Annotated in this window: 16 protein-coding genes; 15 read left to right on the forward strand and 1 reads right to left on the reverse strand. The window is 72.6% G+C overall.

Annotated features, from left to right (window positions below; genetic code table 11):
- The 15 genes from ACFWXO_RS11395 to ACFWXO_RS11465 all read left to right on the forward strand — a co-directional run bounded on the left by ACFWXO_RS11395 (position 1) and on the right by ACFWXO_RS11465 (position 14,515).
- Complete coding sequence (locus ACFWXO_RS11395; protein WP_380523322.1) at positions 1-1,155, forward strand: hypothetical protein; 1,155 nt, start codon at positions 1-3, stop codon at positions 1,153-1,155.
- 67 nt (positions 1,156-1,222) lie between these two features.
- Positions 1,223-2,191 carry a carbon-nitrogen hydrolase family protein gene (locus ACFWXO_RS11400; RefSeq protein WP_380523323.1) on the forward strand — a complete coding sequence of 323 codons (969 nt, stop codon included), beginning with the start codon at positions 1,223-1,225 and terminating at the stop codon, positions 2,189-2,191.
- Positions 2,188-3,075, forward strand: a complete 888-nt coding sequence (locus ACFWXO_RS11405) for a carbon-nitrogen hydrolase family protein (protein WP_380523324.1) — start codon at positions 2,188-2,190, stop codon at positions 3,073-3,075. Before ACFWXO_RS11400 ends, ACFWXO_RS11405 begins: the two co-directional genes overlap by 4 nt.
- 1 nt (position 3,076) lies before the next feature.
- On the forward strand, positions 3,077-4,258 hold the full coding sequence (gene mfnA, locus ACFWXO_RS11410; protein ID WP_380523325.1) for a tyrosine decarboxylase MfnA: 1,182 nt from the start codon (positions 3,077-3,079) through the stop codon (positions 4,256-4,258).
- Positions 4,255-5,106, forward strand: a complete 852-nt coding sequence (locus ACFWXO_RS11415; protein WP_380523326.1) for a carbon-nitrogen hydrolase family protein — start codon at positions 4,255-4,257, stop codon at positions 5,104-5,106. The genes mfnA and ACFWXO_RS11415 overlap by 4 nt, the downstream gene beginning before the upstream one ends.
- Positions 5,106-5,891 (forward strand): ABC transporter permease, encoded by a 786-nt coding sequence (locus ACFWXO_RS11420; protein ID WP_380523327.1) that lies wholly within the window; start codon positions 5,106-5,108, stop codon positions 5,889-5,891. Before ACFWXO_RS11415 ends, ACFWXO_RS11420 begins: the two co-directional genes overlap by 1 nt.
- Positions 5,884-6,864: an ABC transporter ATP-binding protein gene (locus ACFWXO_RS11425; RefSeq protein ID WP_380523328.1), complete on the forward strand. Its 981-nt coding sequence runs from the start codon at positions 5,884-5,886 to the stop codon at positions 6,862-6,864. The genes ACFWXO_RS11420 and ACFWXO_RS11425 overlap by 8 nt, the downstream gene beginning before the upstream one ends.
- A complete protein-coding gene (locus tag ACFWXO_RS11430) occupies positions 6,861-8,249 on the forward strand; it encodes a coproporphyrinogen-III oxidase family protein (protein ID WP_380523329.1) in 1,389 nt (462 codons plus the stop codon). Before ACFWXO_RS11425 ends, ACFWXO_RS11430 begins: the two co-directional genes overlap by 4 nt.
- Positions 8,236-8,943 (forward strand): class I SAM-dependent methyltransferase, encoded by a 708-nt coding sequence (locus tag ACFWXO_RS11435; protein WP_380523330.1) that lies wholly within the window; start codon positions 8,236-8,238, stop codon positions 8,941-8,943. Before ACFWXO_RS11430 ends, ACFWXO_RS11435 begins: the two co-directional genes overlap by 14 nt.
- On the forward strand, positions 8,943-9,815 hold the full coding sequence (locus ACFWXO_RS11440) for a carbon-nitrogen hydrolase family protein (protein WP_380398453.1): 873 nt from the start codon (positions 8,943-8,945) through the stop codon (positions 9,813-9,815). The genes ACFWXO_RS11435 and ACFWXO_RS11440 overlap by 1 nt, the downstream gene beginning before the upstream one ends.
- Positions 9,816-9,821: 6 nt before the next feature.
- Positions 9,822-11,324: a B12-binding domain-containing radical SAM protein gene (locus ACFWXO_RS11445; protein ID WP_380523331.1), complete on the forward strand. Its 1,503-nt coding sequence runs from the start codon at positions 9,822-9,824 to the stop codon at positions 11,322-11,324.
- The gene (locus ACFWXO_RS11450; protein ID WP_380523332.1) at positions 11,325-12,083 is read left to right on the forward strand and encodes a DNA alkylation repair protein; all 759 of its coding nucleotides are present in this window, start codon (positions 11,325-11,327) and stop codon (positions 12,081-12,083) included. It abuts the gene before it with no gap.
- Positions 12,080-13,111 carry a DUF4872 domain-containing protein gene (locus ACFWXO_RS11455; protein WP_380523333.1) on the forward strand — a complete coding sequence of 344 codons (1,032 nt, stop codon included), beginning with the start codon at positions 12,080-12,082 and terminating at the stop codon, positions 13,109-13,111. The genes ACFWXO_RS11450 and ACFWXO_RS11455 overlap by 4 nt, the downstream gene beginning before the upstream one ends.
- Before the next feature lie 14 nt (positions 13,112-13,125).
- Positions 13,126-13,530, forward strand: coding sequence for a pentapeptide repeat-containing protein (locus tag ACFWXO_RS11460; protein WP_380398443.1), 405 nt, complete (start codon positions 13,126-13,128; stop codon positions 13,528-13,530).
- Between the two features lie 82 nt (positions 13,531-13,612).
- A complete protein-coding gene (locus ACFWXO_RS11465; RefSeq protein ID WP_380523335.1) occupies positions 13,613-14,515 on the forward strand; it encodes an arylamine N-acetyltransferase in 903 nt (300 codons plus the stop codon).
- 4 nt (positions 14,516-14,519) lie between these two features.
- Here ACFWXO_RS11465 and ACFWXO_RS11470 read toward each other — a convergent pair whose 3' ends face one another.
- Positions 14,520-15,155 (reverse strand): GyrI-like domain-containing protein, encoded by a 636-nt coding sequence (locus ACFWXO_RS11470; protein ID WP_380523337.1) that lies wholly within the window; start codon positions 15,153-15,155, stop codon positions 14,520-14,522.
- Between the last annotated feature and the right edge of the window lie 228 nt (positions 15,156-15,383).

A 15,383-nucleotide genomic window follows, 5' to 3' on the forward strand; every position in this document is an offset into this window, starting at 1 on the left:
GTGGCGACGACCGCTTCCGGGATCTACGAGCACTTCCTCGGCCTGCTCGGGCCGGGCGACGGCGGAGCGCACCGACCCGGCCCGCGCGCCGGGGCCGACACCTGGCGCGGTTCGGCCCGCGCCCGCTACGGCGAGTGGTCCGACGCCGCCGGGCACACCCACCCGGCCTTCCTGACCCGGGACGAGTGGGTCCGCAACCAGATCGACCTGGCCCGCTGCCTCGACGGCCTGCTGACCGAGGACGACGTGGTCATCGTCGCCGTCCCGTACGAGCTGTCCTTCGTCGGCGCCGAGGTCGAGCGCGCGATCGAGCTGGTCGGCGCGGCCGTGATCGGGGTCGGCACGAGCGACACCATCTGCCCGCTGCCGCGGGTCCTCGACCTGATGGGGCAGTACGGGGCGACGGTGCTGGTCTGCTCGGCGACCGTGGCGGCCAGGCTGGCCGCGCTGGCCGTCGCGCGCGGGCAGCGGCCGGCGGACTCCGCGGTCCGCCTGGTCGTCACCACCGGCGAGGCCAGCTCGGCCGAGCGCCGCGAGCGGGTGGCGGCCCTGTGGGGCGCCGACGCGTCCGAGCTCTACGGGACCGCCTCGACGCCCACGGTCGCCGTCCCCTGTGCGGCCGGCGCGCTGCACCTGTGCGACCACCGGCTGCGGGCGGCGGTCCGGACCCCCGGAGCCGACGGCCCGGCGGCGTTCCGCGGTGAGCTGCTGCTGGCCTTCGGGACGGCGGACACCCCCGACACCCCCGACACCCCGGACGCCCCGAACGGCGCGAACGGCGCGAACGGCGCGGCGGAACCGACCGGGCAGTTCGTGGAACTGGGCCCGGCCGACGGCGGCTGCGGTTGCGGCGCCCGGAGCCCGGTGCTCGCCCCGCTCGGCCGGGTGGCCGAACTGGTCGGCTCGGCGTCCGGCCCGGTCTCGGCGGTCGACGTGGAGCGGATCGTCTTCGGCTTCCCCGAGTTCGCCCCGTACTTCGCGGCCGAGCTCCGGCCCGGCGGCTTCACGGTGACCTGCGCGGTTCCGGACGGCGCCGCGGCCGCCGCCGACGAGGTGCTGCGGCAGGCGGTGGAGGCCGAGGTCCGTCGCGGCCTCGGCATCGACGTCGACGTCCGGATCGTCGAGGCGAAGGACTGGGAGGCCGTGACGTCATGACCCGCCTCCGGTGGTGGGACCGGCGCGAGCCCGAGGTACCGATGGCGCCCTTGAGGAGGCGACGCACATGAAGGTAGCGGTGGTACAGACCCTCTGGGTCGAGGATCCCGCGGAAGGTCTGCAGAACGCGTTCCGGGCGGTCGAGGAGGTCTGCGCCGGCGGTGACGTCGACGTCGTCTGCTTCCCGGAGTTCTTCCTCGGCCCCCCGTGGTACATGCCGGGGCAGGACCACCTGAGGGGGCGCACCGACACCCCGATCCCCGGCCGGATCGTGGACGGCTTCCGGGAGCTCGCCCGCGGGCTGCGCACCAACGTGCTGCTGGGCTCGATCGTCGAGGACCTCCGGGACGGCATGTACCGGAACACCTCGCTGTTCATCGACCGGCAGGGCGTCGTCGCGGACAGCGCGATCAAGGCGCACGCGTTCGGCAACGAGATGGTCGTCTGCCGCCAGGCCGAGTCGCTGGGCGTGATGACCACCGAGTTCGGGCTGGTCGGGGTGGCCGTCTGCTCGGACTTCTGGATCCCGGAGGTCATCCGGCTGCTCGCCGTGGCGGGCGCGCGGACGATCTTCGTGCCGGGCGGGACGCTGCTGCAGAACCAGTCGCTGATGGTGAACGCGCTGAGCTCGGCGGCCTACCTCAACGACGTGAACATCGTCTACGCCAGCTCGGTGGGCGTGGTCCGGGGCAAGCGCGGCGACCGCCTGGTGGAGGTCCGCTTCGCCGGCACCAGCCTGGTCACCGGGCCGGAGGGCGTCATCGCCCAGGCCGGGACGGACGAGCCGGAGGTGCTGGTGGTCGACCTCGACCCGGACGGCGCCGACCCCGGCGACGCGGGCTCCCCGCCCGGCGACGGCCGGCGCTGGATCGGGATGCGGCGGCCGCAGGCGTACGGGGCGCTGCTGGGCGACTACGTGGGCGCCCGGCGGGACCTGGCCGCCGAACTGCGGACGGCCATCGCCCCGACCGGCGGGGCGGACGGCCGGGACCGGGGCGCCGGTCCGACGGATTCGGGCGAGAGGACTGGTTCGTGACCATCATCGTCGCGCAACACGCGCGCCGGGCGGACGAGGCGGCGACGGTCGAGGCCGTGCTCGCCGACCTGGAGCGCCGGGTGACGCCGGAGGCGTCGTTCGTCGTGCTCCCGGAGAACGCCTTCGCCGTCGGTGACGGCGTCCGCGCACTCCCCTCCCGGCTGCGGGACCAGGCCCTCGAACGCCTGGCGGAGCTGGCCCGGACCCGCCGCGCCCACGTGCTCACCGGCTCGTGGGCGGAGCCCGCGGCCGGCGGCGGCCTGGAGCAGGTGGCCCGGCTGGGGGGCGGGGCGCGGGGCGGCGCGCCCGCGGCGGGCGGGGGCGGGGCGCGGGGGCCCGGGCGGGTCCACCCAGACGGCGGGGTCGGGGTCGAGCTGCGGCGGGCGGTCCTCGCCGACGGCAGCACCGGCACCGGCGACGACTTCCCGGTCGTGGACACCGAGTCCGGCCGGGTCGGGGTGCTGCTGGGGCCGGACTTCTGGCTCGTGGAGCCGCCGCGGATCCAGTGCCTGAACGGCGCGGAGCTGCTCCTGGTGGCCGGTTCGCTGGACGGCCGCAACCGGGCCGCCCAGGCGGCGGCGGTCTGGGGCATCGCCACCCTCAACACCGTGGCGGTCGCCTTCGCGAGCGCGCTGGGCGCCCGCTCGGCCGGCTCCAGCGCGATCGCGATGCCCGAGCGGTTCCTGGCCCGGGCGGGGGCCGAGGAGTGCCTGCTGGAGGCCGGGTGCGAGGTCGAGCACATCCGCTACCTGCGCGAGCCCGACCTCCGCTTCCAGCAGACGCTCTGGTTCGGGCTCTGGGCCCGCCGCCCGCAGCTGTACGCGGCGCTGACGGACGGCCCCGCCCCGGGCACCGGCGCGGACCACCGTGAGCGGGTGAGCTGACGTGGAGCACGTCGGCCTGTCGGCCTCCGAGGTGAGGCGCCGGATCGCAGCGGAGCTGGAGGACGACGTCCCCTGGAACCGGGTGCTGAACTCGATCTGTACCGAACCCCACCCCCTGGCCGTGGAGATGGCGGCCGCCGCCGCCCGCACCAACCTCGGGGACGTCCGGATCTTCCGCGGGACGAAGCGGATCGAGCGGGAGGTGGTACGGATCCTGCTGTCGTTCCTCGGGGGGCCCACCGGTTCGGGGACGCTGGTGTCGGGCGGGACGGAGGCCAACCTGCTCTCGATGGCCGCCGCCCGCGAGTCCGCCCGGGCGGACGGGCGGCTCACCGACCGGCCGGAGGTGATCGTCAGCAGCACGGTGCACTTCTCCTTCGCCAAGATCTTCGCGATCCTGGGCCTGACGCCGGTCGTGGTGCCCGTCGACGACTCGCTGCGGCTGCCCGCCGAGGAGGTGCTGCGGCAGGTCACCGAGCACACCGTCGCCGTGGTGGCGACCGCGGGCAGCAGCGAGTTCGGGGTGGTCGACGACGTCGAGGCGATCGCGTCCCGGCTGGCCGGCCTGGGGCCGCACCTGCACGTGGACGCGGCCACCGGGGGGTTCATCATCCCCTTCGCCCGCGAACTCGGCCGGGAGCTGCCCCGGTTCGACTTCTCGGTGGACGGCGTGGACTCGATCACCATCGACCCCCACAAGTACGGGCTGGCGCCCGTCCCGGCGGGGGTGATCCTGTTCCGGGAGCCCGAAGGCGCGCAGCGGTTCGCCTTCGACTCCTTCTTCAAGGACACCCCGACCCACCACACCCTGCTGGGGACCAGGCCCGGCAGCGCGGCCGTCGCCACCTACGCCGTGCTGGAACACCTGGGCCGCTCGGGCTTCCTGGCGGTCACCCGGCACAACTACGAGGTGACCGACCACCTGGTGGCCCGGCTCCGGGAGGCCGGCCACGAGCTGTTCGTCGAACCGCAGCTCAACATCGTGGTGGTGCGGATGCCGCACGCCGCGCGGATCTCGGAGCGGCTCGAAGAGCTCGGGTGGATCGCCTCGACCTCGACCCGCTTCGTGGAGACCCTGCGGCTGGTGGTCGCCCGGCACGTGACGACGGAGATGGTGGACGCGTTCCTGCCCGTGCTCGAACGGGCCCGGCGGGATGTGGCGGCGGAGGTGGCGTACCCGTGAGCTTCCTGCGCACGCGCAACACCCGGGTCGCCGCGCTCCAGATGCGGATCACCCCCGGCGAGCCGGACGAGAACCTCAAGTGCGCCGCCGGACTTCTGTCCACCGCGGCCCAGCGCAAGGCCGAACTCGCCTGCCTGCCGGCGAACTTCGCGACCGGCCTGAACTTCCCGACACTGCGCCGGGACGCCACGCCGGCCGACGGGCCGGTGGTGGAGTTCCTGGTGGACCAGGCGCGCGGCCTGGGCCTCCACATCGCCGCCGGGGTGCTGCTGGCCGAGGGCCGGGAGGTCTACGACGCGGCCGTGCTGGTGGGCCCCTCGGGCGAGGTGCTGAGCTGGTACCGGCGGCCGTGCGTGTGGGCCGGGGAGGCCGACCACATCACCCCGGGGGCGCCCGGCGAGGTCGTCGACACCCCGGTCGGCCGGATCGGGCTGCTGGTCGGCTACGACCTCCGGTTCCCGGAGGCGAGCCGGCAGTACCTGCTCCAGGAGGTCGACGTCATCGTCTGCGTGGCCACCCTGTTCGCGCCGTTCTCGCACCAGGTGCGGTCGATCTGCCGGGCCCGCGCCGCCGACGCCGAGTGCGCCCTGGTGCTGGCCAGCGGTGCGGGCGAGAACCGCTTCGCGATGATGCCGTACCTGGGGCGCAGCATGATCGTCAACGGGCTGGTGCAGGACGCCGCGCAGCCCCCGGACGCGGACGTGCTGGCCGAGGTGGAGCGGGGCGCCAGGGAGGCCGTCATCGAGGCGGACATCCCGTTGCGGACGCAGCGCAAGGTCCGCGAGCGGCTGCCGTTCCACGACGACCTGCGGTCCACCTGGACCACCGGGTACGGGGGGCGGTCCTGATGGCGGGGGTGCAGGCGGCCCGGCCGCGGCGGCCGAACTGGTTCACCGACGTCCTCGGGCTGGTGGTGATCGACCTGCGGCAGTTCTTCGACAACCGCCTGTTCGCGGTGTCGACCTTCCTGACCTCGGTGTCCATGGTGCTGGCCTTCGGCGCGGCCACCCAGCAGATGGGGAGCCCCTCGGTGGGGGCCGCCAACTACTTCGGCTTCGTCTTCCCCGGGATCCTCGCGGCCGGCATCATGTTCAGCTGCACCTACACCGTCGGCTACACGATCATCATCGACCGCAACCGGCGGACGATCGAGGACCTGATCCTCTCCCCGCTGTCCTACTCGGGGTTCCTGCTGGCCCGGCTCATCGGCGTCGTGGTGAAGTGCCTGTTCCAGTTCGCGCTGGTGCTGGTGCTCGGGGTCGCGGTGTTCGACGCGAGCATCGACTCGCCGGGGCTGCTGGTGTTCGACTTCCTGGCCGGCTGCCTGGCCTTCGCCGCGCTGGGGATCCTGGTGGCGACGTACACCACGGAGATCTCCTTCCCGGCGGTGGTGAACATCATCGTGATCCCGCTGATGTACTTCGCCGGGATCTTCTTCCCGCTCGGCAACCTGGGCTGGCTCGGGAAGGTGATGGAGCGGCTGCCGCTCTCGGTGCACGTCGACGTCTTCCGGGCCGCCCTCGGGCAGGGGCCGTCACCCTCGGGCCTGACGCTGGCACTGACCGCGGTGTACGCGGTCGGGGGCTGCGCGCTGGCCGCCTACGCCTTCCGCAGGAGGATCGGACGTGGCTGAGTCGCGAACGGACGCCGGGGTGCCGGTGCTGGCGGTCTCCGGACTGGAGTGCCGGGTGAGTTCCGCCTTCGCGCTGCGCGGCGTGGACTTCTCGGTGGCCGCCGGGGAGGGCGTCGCCGTGATCGGCACGAACGGGGCCGGCAAGACCACGCTGATCCGGCTGCTGGCCGGGCTGCTCCAGCCCACCGCCGGCCAGGTGCGCATCTGCGGTACGCCGCCGCGCAGTTGGGGGCGGGCCAGCCGGCACCTCGGCTACGTCCAGCAGGCCAAGGAGCTGCCGGACGGCGTCACCGTGGAGACCTACCTCAGGCACCAGTTGCGGCTCCGGCGGGCGGACCCGGGCCGCTACCGGGAGTTGGTCGGCCTGGCCGGGCTGGGGCAGTACGTCGACCAGTACGTGCGCCGGCTCTCCGGCGGGAGCCAGCGCAAGCTGCACATCATCAGCGCCGTCGCGCACCGGCCCGACCTGCTGATCCTGGACGAGCCGACCACCGGGCTGGACCCGACGGCCCAGGAGACGGTCCTGGACCTGCTCCGGGGCCTCAAGGCGGAGGGCACCGGGGTGCTGTTCGCCAGCCACCACCGGGAGGAGCTGGTCGCCCTGGCGGACTCGGTGGTGATGCTCCACCAGGGGCAGCAGGTGAAGGAGGCCTCGCTCGCCGAGGTCGTCCTGTCGGGCGGGCGGTCGAGCCTGACGCTGCACGCCTTCGCGGACTCCGACGTCGAGCAACTGCGGGTGTGGGCGGCGAAGTCGGCGGCCGCGGACGGCCCGGCCGGGGCGGTGCGGCCGGTCGACGGCGGGGTGACGGTCGAGCTGTCCGGCGGGGCGCGGCCCGACGCCCTCGGCGAACTCGTCGCCCGCGCCCACGCCGACGGGCTGGCGCTCCGCTCCGCGTCGTACGGCTCGCCCACGCTGGCGGAGGTCGTCCGATCCATCGTCGAGCAGGTTGAAGGGAACGGGACACAGACATGAGCATCTCCACGACGACGACCAGCATGCCGTTCTGGAAGGAGTACCCGGAACGGGACAACGAGTGGGTGCGGCAGTACCCGACGAAGCACGTCGCGGTGACCGAGGAGGAGGTGTTCGCCCGGGAGCAGATGGGCGTGTACGTCCACATCCCGTTCTGCAACCGGCTGTGCTTCTCCTGCCCGTACATCAAGTTCCAGACCGACCGGGACCTGACCCGGACCTTCCTGGACGCGCTCAAGGCGGAGATCACGCTCTACGCGCAGCGCCCGTACGTCCAGGACCACGTGATCACCCTGGGGTACATCGGCGGCGGCACCCCGACCTCGCTCACCGCGCCCCAGCTGGACGAGCTCCTGGGCCACCTGTTCGGCAGCCTCAACACCGCCCCCGACGCGGACTTCTCGATCGAGACCACGCCGATCGACATCAGCGAGCGCAAGGCGCGGGTGCTGCTGGACCGCGGGGTGCGGCGGATCAGCCTCGGCGTCCAGACCTTCGTCGAGGAGGAGTTGAAGAGCCTGGGCCGGCCCAGCGACCCGGAGATGCTCAAGAACAGCATCCGGCTGCTGCGCGACTGCGGCTACGAGAACATCAACATCGACCTGATGCACGGCATCAACGGGCAGACGATGGAGAGCTGGGAGTACAGCCTCGACGTCGCCATCGAGCTCGGGGTGACCTGCGTCTCCTTCTACACCTACATGGAGTTCGCGCAGATCTCCACCAAGCGCCGCAAGCTCCCGCCGGTGCCCGAGCGGGCGCTGGTCGACGAGATGTTCCTGTTCGCCGCCGAGAAGCTCACCGCGGCCGGCTTCCTCGGCTACTACGGCGACTGCTTCGCCAAGCCCGGGTTCCAGCCGAAGTACGGAGAGACCTCGTGGAGCGAGGACGTGCCGATCATCCCGCTCGGCCCGACCGCCACCGGACACCTGCGCGAGCACTGGTACTTCAACGAGCCCGACATCGGCCGCTACGTGCAGACCGTCATGGAGGGCCGGCTGCCGATCTCCATGGGCAAGCACATCACCAGGTCGGAGTCGATCCGGCGGTCCATGGTGCTCGGGGTCAAGGCCGGGCGGGTCGACCGGGAGCGGTTCCGCCGGCTGCACGGGGTCGACTTCCTGGAGATGTTCCGCGAGGAGATCGCCGACCTCGCGGGGAAGGGCCTGGTCACCGTCCGGGAGGACGGGATCGAGGTCACCGGCCCGAAGGGCTGGTACTACCTGGACAACATCTCCAAGGCCTTCTACTCGCCGGAGTTCCGGCGCTACCCGCAGCACCTCGGGGCGGACATCACGGGCTTCATCAACCCGCAGATGAGAACGCTCCCGCTGACCGTCGTGTCCGGTTCCCCGCAGAAGGGTGACGCCTGTGAGCACCACTGAGACGCCGCTGCTGGACCTCAGCGTGCGGGTCCCGCAGACCGCGCCGTACGCCGACCTCGACGGGACGAGGGCCTACGACCTCGGCATGCGCCGGTCGGCGCTGATGGCGTACAAGCGGCCGACGGACCGGATCACGGCGAACGTCCGCGAGGGCATGACCGACCTCGTCGAGGTGGGCTTCAACACCGGACTGCTGTCGCTGCACGTGGCCGGCCGGCTCCCGGAGCTGGCGGTGTCCGGGGTCGAGGAGATCCAGAACCTGGTCGAGGTCGCCGAGGACAACCTGACCCTGGCCGTGTGGGCGAACGCGGCCGGCGACGTCGAGTTCGAGATGGGCCGGCTGAGCCGGCTGCCCTTCCCGGACGCCTCGGCGGACATCGTGTTCTCCTTCTCCTCGCTGCACCGCTGGTCCCGGCCGGTCGAGACGCTCAGGGAGTGCGCCCGGATCTGCAAGCCCGACGGCGTGGTGATCATCGAGGACATCAACCGGCACGCGGAGGAGGGGCACATCACCTTCATCCTCCAGTTCGTGAAGGAGGGCGGCGAGCAGTTCATGCGCTCGCTCCAGTCGGGCTACACCCGCGACGAGGTCGCGGAGCTGCTCCGGCAGGCCGGCCTGGACGGCTGGCAGGTGGTCGAGGAGGACCTCGGCCTGGTGATCTCCTCCCGGCCGCTCGACCCGGTGGCCCCGTGATGGCGGCCGTCACCATCGCCGTCGTGCAGATGGAGTCCAAGCTCGGCCGCAACGCCGCCAACCAGCGGCGCGCGGAGCGCTTCGTCGCCCAGGCGGTCGAGCAGGGCGCGGACCTCGTCTGCCTGCCGGAGGCCTACCTGACCTCCGGCAACATCCTCGAAGTCGCGGACGTGTCGGTGCCGATCCCCGGGCCGGAGACCGACCGGCTGTGCGAGCTGTCCCGGGAGCACGGCATCCACCTGGTGGCCGGCCTGCTGGAGCGCGGCGGGGACGGGAAGTACTACAGCACCTCCGTGCTCACCGGCCCGCAGGGCGAACTCCTCGGCCGCTACCGGCGGGTGCACTGCCACGAACTGGAGAGCCGCTACCTGGCCGGCGGTTCGGAGTACCCGGTGTTCGACGTCGGCTTCGGGCGGATCGGCCTCCTCCAGGGCTACGACATCAACTTCCCGGAGGCCGCCCGCGAGTACCTTCGCCGCGGCGTCGACGTCCTGGTCTGCTCCGCCCTGGTGCCCGAGATGTTCGCCTACGTGGCCAACCTGCGGCTGCCGGTCCGCGCGGTGGACACCGAGTGCGTGCTCGCCTTCGCCTCCGGGGTCGGCACCAACCTGTACGCGGGCTTCGGCTACATGGGGCGCAGCCAGGTCCTGGCCGACCCGCTCTTCCTGGAGGCGGAGCGCTTCGACTTCGTCGACGGCGACGAGCGGATGGTGCTGATCGAGGAGGGCGAGGGCGTCGGCGTGGTCCGGGTGGACCTGGAGCGGATGCGCCGGTACCGGGTGAAGGCCACCCTGCGGCACGACCTCCGGCCGTCCACCTACTGGGCGGCCCTCGACGACCGGGCCCGGCCCGCCAGCGGCGGGGGGGAGTGACCGGCGATGCGGGTACTGCTCATCTCCACCAACAAGATCCGGGTGCCGAGACCGGCGCTGCCGATCGGCATGGCGTACATCAGCGCCGCGCTCAAGCGGGCCGGCCACCAGGTCGACGTGCTCGACCTGCTGTGGGAGTCCCGGGAGTTGAAGGCCGTCCGGGAGCGGCTGACCTCCCAGCGGTACGACGTGGTCGGCATCGCCGTCCGCAACCTGGACAACCTGACCTTCGTCGACCCGATCTTCTTCGGCCCGATGACGGAGAAGATCGTCCAGTGCGTGCGCAAGTACACCTCGGCCAAGGTCGTCCTCGGCGGCTCGGGCTTCTCGGTCGAACCGCTGGCCTTCTTCGAGTACGCCCAGCCGGACTACGGGATCGCGGGCGAGGGCGAGGCCGGGATCGTCCAGCTGATGGAGCACCTCCAGGGCGGCGGGCGGAAGCTGGAGGAGATATCCGGGCTGTGCCACCTGGACGGCAACGGGCACTTCGTGCAGAACCCGGCGGACTCCGCGTTCGACCTCGGGGCGCTCGAACCCGACCGCTCGGTCTACGACCCCCGGTACTTCGAGGAGGGGGTCTCGGCCGCCTCCGACCTCACCCGCGACCACCAGCCGGCCATCGAGACGCTGCAGACCAAGCGGGGCTGCAAGCTCTACTGCTCGTACTGCATCATCCGCAAGACGGAGGGCAAGGGGAACCGGTTCAAGGAGCCCGCCGAGGTGGTCGGCGAGATCCAGCGGGCGATGGCGGAGAACCCGGCCGTCCGTGAGTTCGAGATCGTGGACGCGACCTTCAACTTCCCGATCGAGTACGCCTCGGAGGTCTGCGCGGAGATGATCCGCGCCAAGCTGGACGTCGCCTGGTACTGCCAGCTGACCCCCAACGCGGTCACGCCGGAGTTCGTCGACCTGCTCGCCGCGGCCGGCTGCATCCGGGTCGACCTGGGCACCGACGCGCTGACCGACGAGGCGCTGGCGGACCTCCAGAAGGGCTTCGACATGGCCAAGGTGCTGGAGGTGGACCGGCTCTTCACCGCCAGTCCGATCGAGCACACCCACTGCGTCTTCCTCGGCGGCCCGGGCGAGACCCCGGCCGCGCTGCGGGAGTCGATCGGCTTCACCGAGCGGTTCCTGAACCCGGCCCAGATCTACGCCAACCTCGGCATCCGCATCCTGAGCGGCACCAAGCTGCAGCAGCAGGCGGTGAAGGCCGGGATCCTCACCGAGGGGCAGGGCACCTTCGTCCCCGCGTACTACGTGGAACCGGCCATCGTCGAGGACCGCGACACCCTCGACTTCGTCCGCAACGCCTACCTCGGCCACCGGAACTGGTACTTGTGGTGGGGGCTGCGCGGCCAGAGCCTGTCGGACCGCGCGGTCCACTCCAAGCGGACCGTGGCCGACATGCAGCGCGAGTACGACTACGTGATGAGCGCCAAGCCCCGGTTGGAGAAGGCACCGAAACGGACGACCGGAAAGCCGGTCATGCTCAACCTGGGAGTGGTCTAGGTGAACACGGAAGCGGTCGCCGGCGAGCTGCTGGCGTCCCTCGCGGCCCGGGGCGACGCGGACTTCGCGGTGGGGATGCAACGCTACTTCCCCCACGAGATCCGCGCCCTCGGCGTCGGCAACGCCGCGGTGGTGGCGCTCGCCGGCGACTTCTTCCGGGAGCACGGGGACGTCCCCGCGGCCGCCAGGCTCCGGTTGGCGGAGGAGGTGCTGGCGCGCGCCGAGCACCACGAGGAGGTGCTGCTCGGCTTCGCGCTGCTGCACAAGGTCGCCCGGACCGGGCTGGGCGACGAGTTCCTCGACCGCTGCGAGGGCTGGCTCGAACGGTACGTGTCCAACTGGGCGCAGTGCGACGACCTGTGCCTGAAACTGCTCTACCCGTACTTCCTGGGCCACCTCGACCGACTCCCCCGGACGGCGCGCTGGGTCGGATCGGAGTCCCCCTGGGCGCGGCGGGCGGCGAACGTGGCGGTGGTGAAGTTCGTGCGGCGCAAGGTCGGCAAGGTCACCTACGAACTGCCGGTCGCCCACGTCCTCGACAACTGCACCCGGCTGATGCACGACAAGGACCCGTACGTGCAGAAGGGGTCCGGGTGGCTGCTCAAGGTCACCGCGCAGGTCCACCCGGCCGAGGTGGAGGCCTACCTGCGGCGGTGGCGGCCGGTCATGAAGCGGGACACCTTCCGGTACGCCCTGGAGGGCCTGGACAAGGAGACCCGGGGAGCCCTGATGGCCCTCGGCGGGAAGGCGGAGGCTTGAGTACCGGCGGTTACGTGCACCGGCGCGGGATCCACTGCGAATCGGCGTGCCAGTGCAACATCCTGGCGGCCGCCGGCCACGAGGTCGACGAGGACGTGGTGTTCGGCCTGGACGGCGGCTTCGGGTTCTCCTTCTTCCCCGCGCGGGGCGGCGCCCCGGACATCGTGGTGGGCAAGCAGGCGATCATGCCGCTGCGGGCCGCCCGGCTGATGGGCGTCGAGGTCGCCGCGCACGCGCCCGCGTCCGGCAAGGGGCTGGCCCAGCTGCTGGAGTCGGCCCCGGCCGTCATGGTGCGGGTGGACCTCGGCCGGCTGCCGTACTGGGGGCTGGAGGGCCGCTCCTCCTTCGGCGGGTACTTCGTCAACGTGGTCCGCGCCCTCGACGACGACCGGTTCGAGGTGTCCGACCCGGCGCTCGACACCACCGTCCTCGTCACGGCGGCGGACCTGGAGGCGGCCCGCTCCAGCCGCGACTCGCCGCCGCTCAACCCCGACCGCAAGGCGTACGTGTTCGGCGCCCGGCGGAGCGCTCCCCAGCTCGGCCTGGTCGGACCGGTGGCGGTGCGCAACCTCTGCCGCGACGTCCTCAAGCCCGGCAGCCGGAGCCTGGGCCTGGCCGGGATGAAGCAGCTGCAGTCCACCGCCCCGACCTGGCCGCGGACCAAGCTCGGCGAGGTCGACGACGTGGACGCCGCGGGCCGGGTGGTGCGCACCGACGCGCTCTCCCGCCAACTGCTGCACCTGGGCCGCCAGATCGAGACCTTCGGCACCGGGGGCGGGCTCTTCCGCCCGATGATCGGGCGCTTCCTGGCCGCCGTCGCCGAGGCCTCCGGCGACGCCCGCTACACCGGACCCGCCGAGCTCTTCCGGGCGAGCGGCCGGCACTGGCAGACCCTGGGGCGCGCGCTGCTGGACGGCGCCGCCACCCCGGGCGGGGACCGGCAGCAGCTGGTGGACGCCGTGGTGGACACCGTCGGCACCGCGATGGACCTGGAAAAGCGGGCGCTGCGCGCGCTCGGCGGCGTGTAGGGCGGGAGGAAGCCATGCCGAGCGCGGACGAGACGATCCTGGCCCAGGGCCCCGACCGGTGGAACGAGTACGCCCGCCGGCGCCGGGCCGAGGGCCCGTTCCGCCCCGACCTGCGGGCCGCCCGGCTGCACGGCGCGGACCTGCGGGGCGCGGACCTGGTGGACGCCGACCTCAGCGGCGCGGTGCTGACCGAGTCGTACCTGATGTCCGCCGACCTGCGCGGCGCCAACCTCCAGGACGCCGACCTGGTCGAGGCCTACCTCATCCAGGCGGACCTGGCGAACAGCCGGCTGGTCGGGGCGGACCTCGACGGGGCCGACCTCAGCGGGGCCGACCTCACCGGCGCCGTGCTCGACCCGGGCTTCCGGCGCCGGGGCGTCATCTCGGACTTCCTCACGATCTGGCCGCAGGACCTCTGAGGCCCCGACCCCTGCGGCTGCGGCCTGGACCCGAGCCGGGGGCGGACCGCCACCGTCAGCACGCGAGCAGGAGGAGACAGCAGTGACGGCGACTTCGTCCACCGACGAATGGGGCGTGGACCAGCTCGACCTGGACGCCTACCTGAAACGGATCGGCCGACCGGACCTGGGCGACGCCAAGCCCAACCGGGAGACCCTCCGGCGGCTGCACCGCGCCCACGTCGAGTCGATCCCCTTCGAGAACATCGACATCGTGCTGGGGCGCGAGGTCCCGATGAGCACCGCCGACATCCAGCGCAAGCTGGTGGCCGCCGCCCGCGGCGGCTACTGCCACGAGCACGGGCTGCTGTTCGGCGCGGTGCTCAACCGGCTCGGGTACCGGGTCGACCGGCTGCTCGCGCGCCCCCGGGAACGCCCCGGCCGCCCCTGGCCGTGCACCCACCTCACCCTGCTCGCCTCCGGCGTGGACGGCGACTGGCTGGCCGACGTCGGCTTCGGCGCGGGCCTGCTGGAGCCCCTGCCGCTCACCGAGGACGGCTGGAGCACCCAGGGCGAGGGCTGGTCCTTCGCCGTCGCCGCCCACGAGGAGGGCCGGCAGCTGATGGAGCGGGCGGTGCCCGGCACCCCGGCCGGGAACACGCCGGACGCCTCGACCGGGAGCACCCTCTACTCGTTCTCGAACCGGGCGCAGCGGGCCGCCGACGTCGACGCGGCCAACTACTACACGTCCACCCACCCGGACTCGCCCTTCACCGGCCAGCTGATCGTGATGCAGCGTTTCAGCGGCGAGATGCGGCGCCTGCTCAACCGCGACTTCTCCCGCGTCCGGCCGGACGGCACCGCCGAGCGCCGGCAGCACCTCGACGACGGGCAGTTCGCGGCCGTGCTGACCGAGGAGTTCGGACTGGCCCTGACGGCGGAGGAACTGCGCGGGCTCGCCGCGCGGGTCGGCGACGTCCGCTCCAGCCTGATGGGCGGCCCGTGAGGGCTCACTGCGCGGCGGTGGCCCCGGCCGGGGCCACCGGCTGGCGGAGGATGGTGCGCAGCCGGCTCGGGTGCGCCCGGCGGGCGTCGGAGAGGTAGATCTCGTGGTGGCGCCCCCGGAGGGTCAGCCCCTGGGCCGGCACGAACTCGTCGTGCATCCGGGCGATCGTCGGCCCCTCCTCGTCGTACGGTCCGACGTGCAGGACCTGGACGCTGGGCCCCTCGGTGAACTCCTCGAACCGCACCAGCTTCACGGCGCTGAGGTCCTTCGTCCGGTGCACCCGCTCCAGCGCCGCGTCGACGATCCCCGGGGTGATCCAGTCCGGCTGGACGATCATCAGCGTCCAGTCCCAGGCGTCCTTCTCCCGGGTCCGGAAGACCTCCAGGTCCTTGGAGGACCACAGGCCCTCCAGCGGCCCGACGGTGTGGGTGCGCCCCAACTCCTGCTTGGCGACGGCGCGTACGGCGTAGGAGGTGGTGTAGAGCGCGGTGACCACCTCCGCGTACTCCGGCGAGGTGTTCGGGTTGCCGTGCCCGTCCGCCATCAGGAACCTCATCCGCGGGACGTCGATGACCTCGAACTTCCGGCGACCGGCCGAATAGAGGCCCGGCCGTTCCTTCTTGACGTCGTAGTTGTCCATCGCGGCGCTGCTCCCGGTCGGTCGGCTTGGTCCGGTCGGGAGCCATCCTAGGAGCCGTGACGGCGGGCCCCGCGCCCGGTTCCCCGGGTTCCCCCCATCGGGCGAATCCGGCCGCCGGGGGCGGGGGGGGGGGGGGGCCGCCGGCACGGGCCCCGGAGAACAGCCGGGCGGGCGCGACGCGGTAGGAGCGGGAGGCCGCGACCCTGGCGGCCGGAACCGACGGGCGGC

Origin of the sequence: Kitasatospora sp. NPDC059088, from assembly GCF_042738155.1 — a bacterium.
Classification (GTDB): Bacteria; Actinomycetota; Actinomycetes; order Streptomycetales; family Streptomycetaceae; genus Kitasatospora.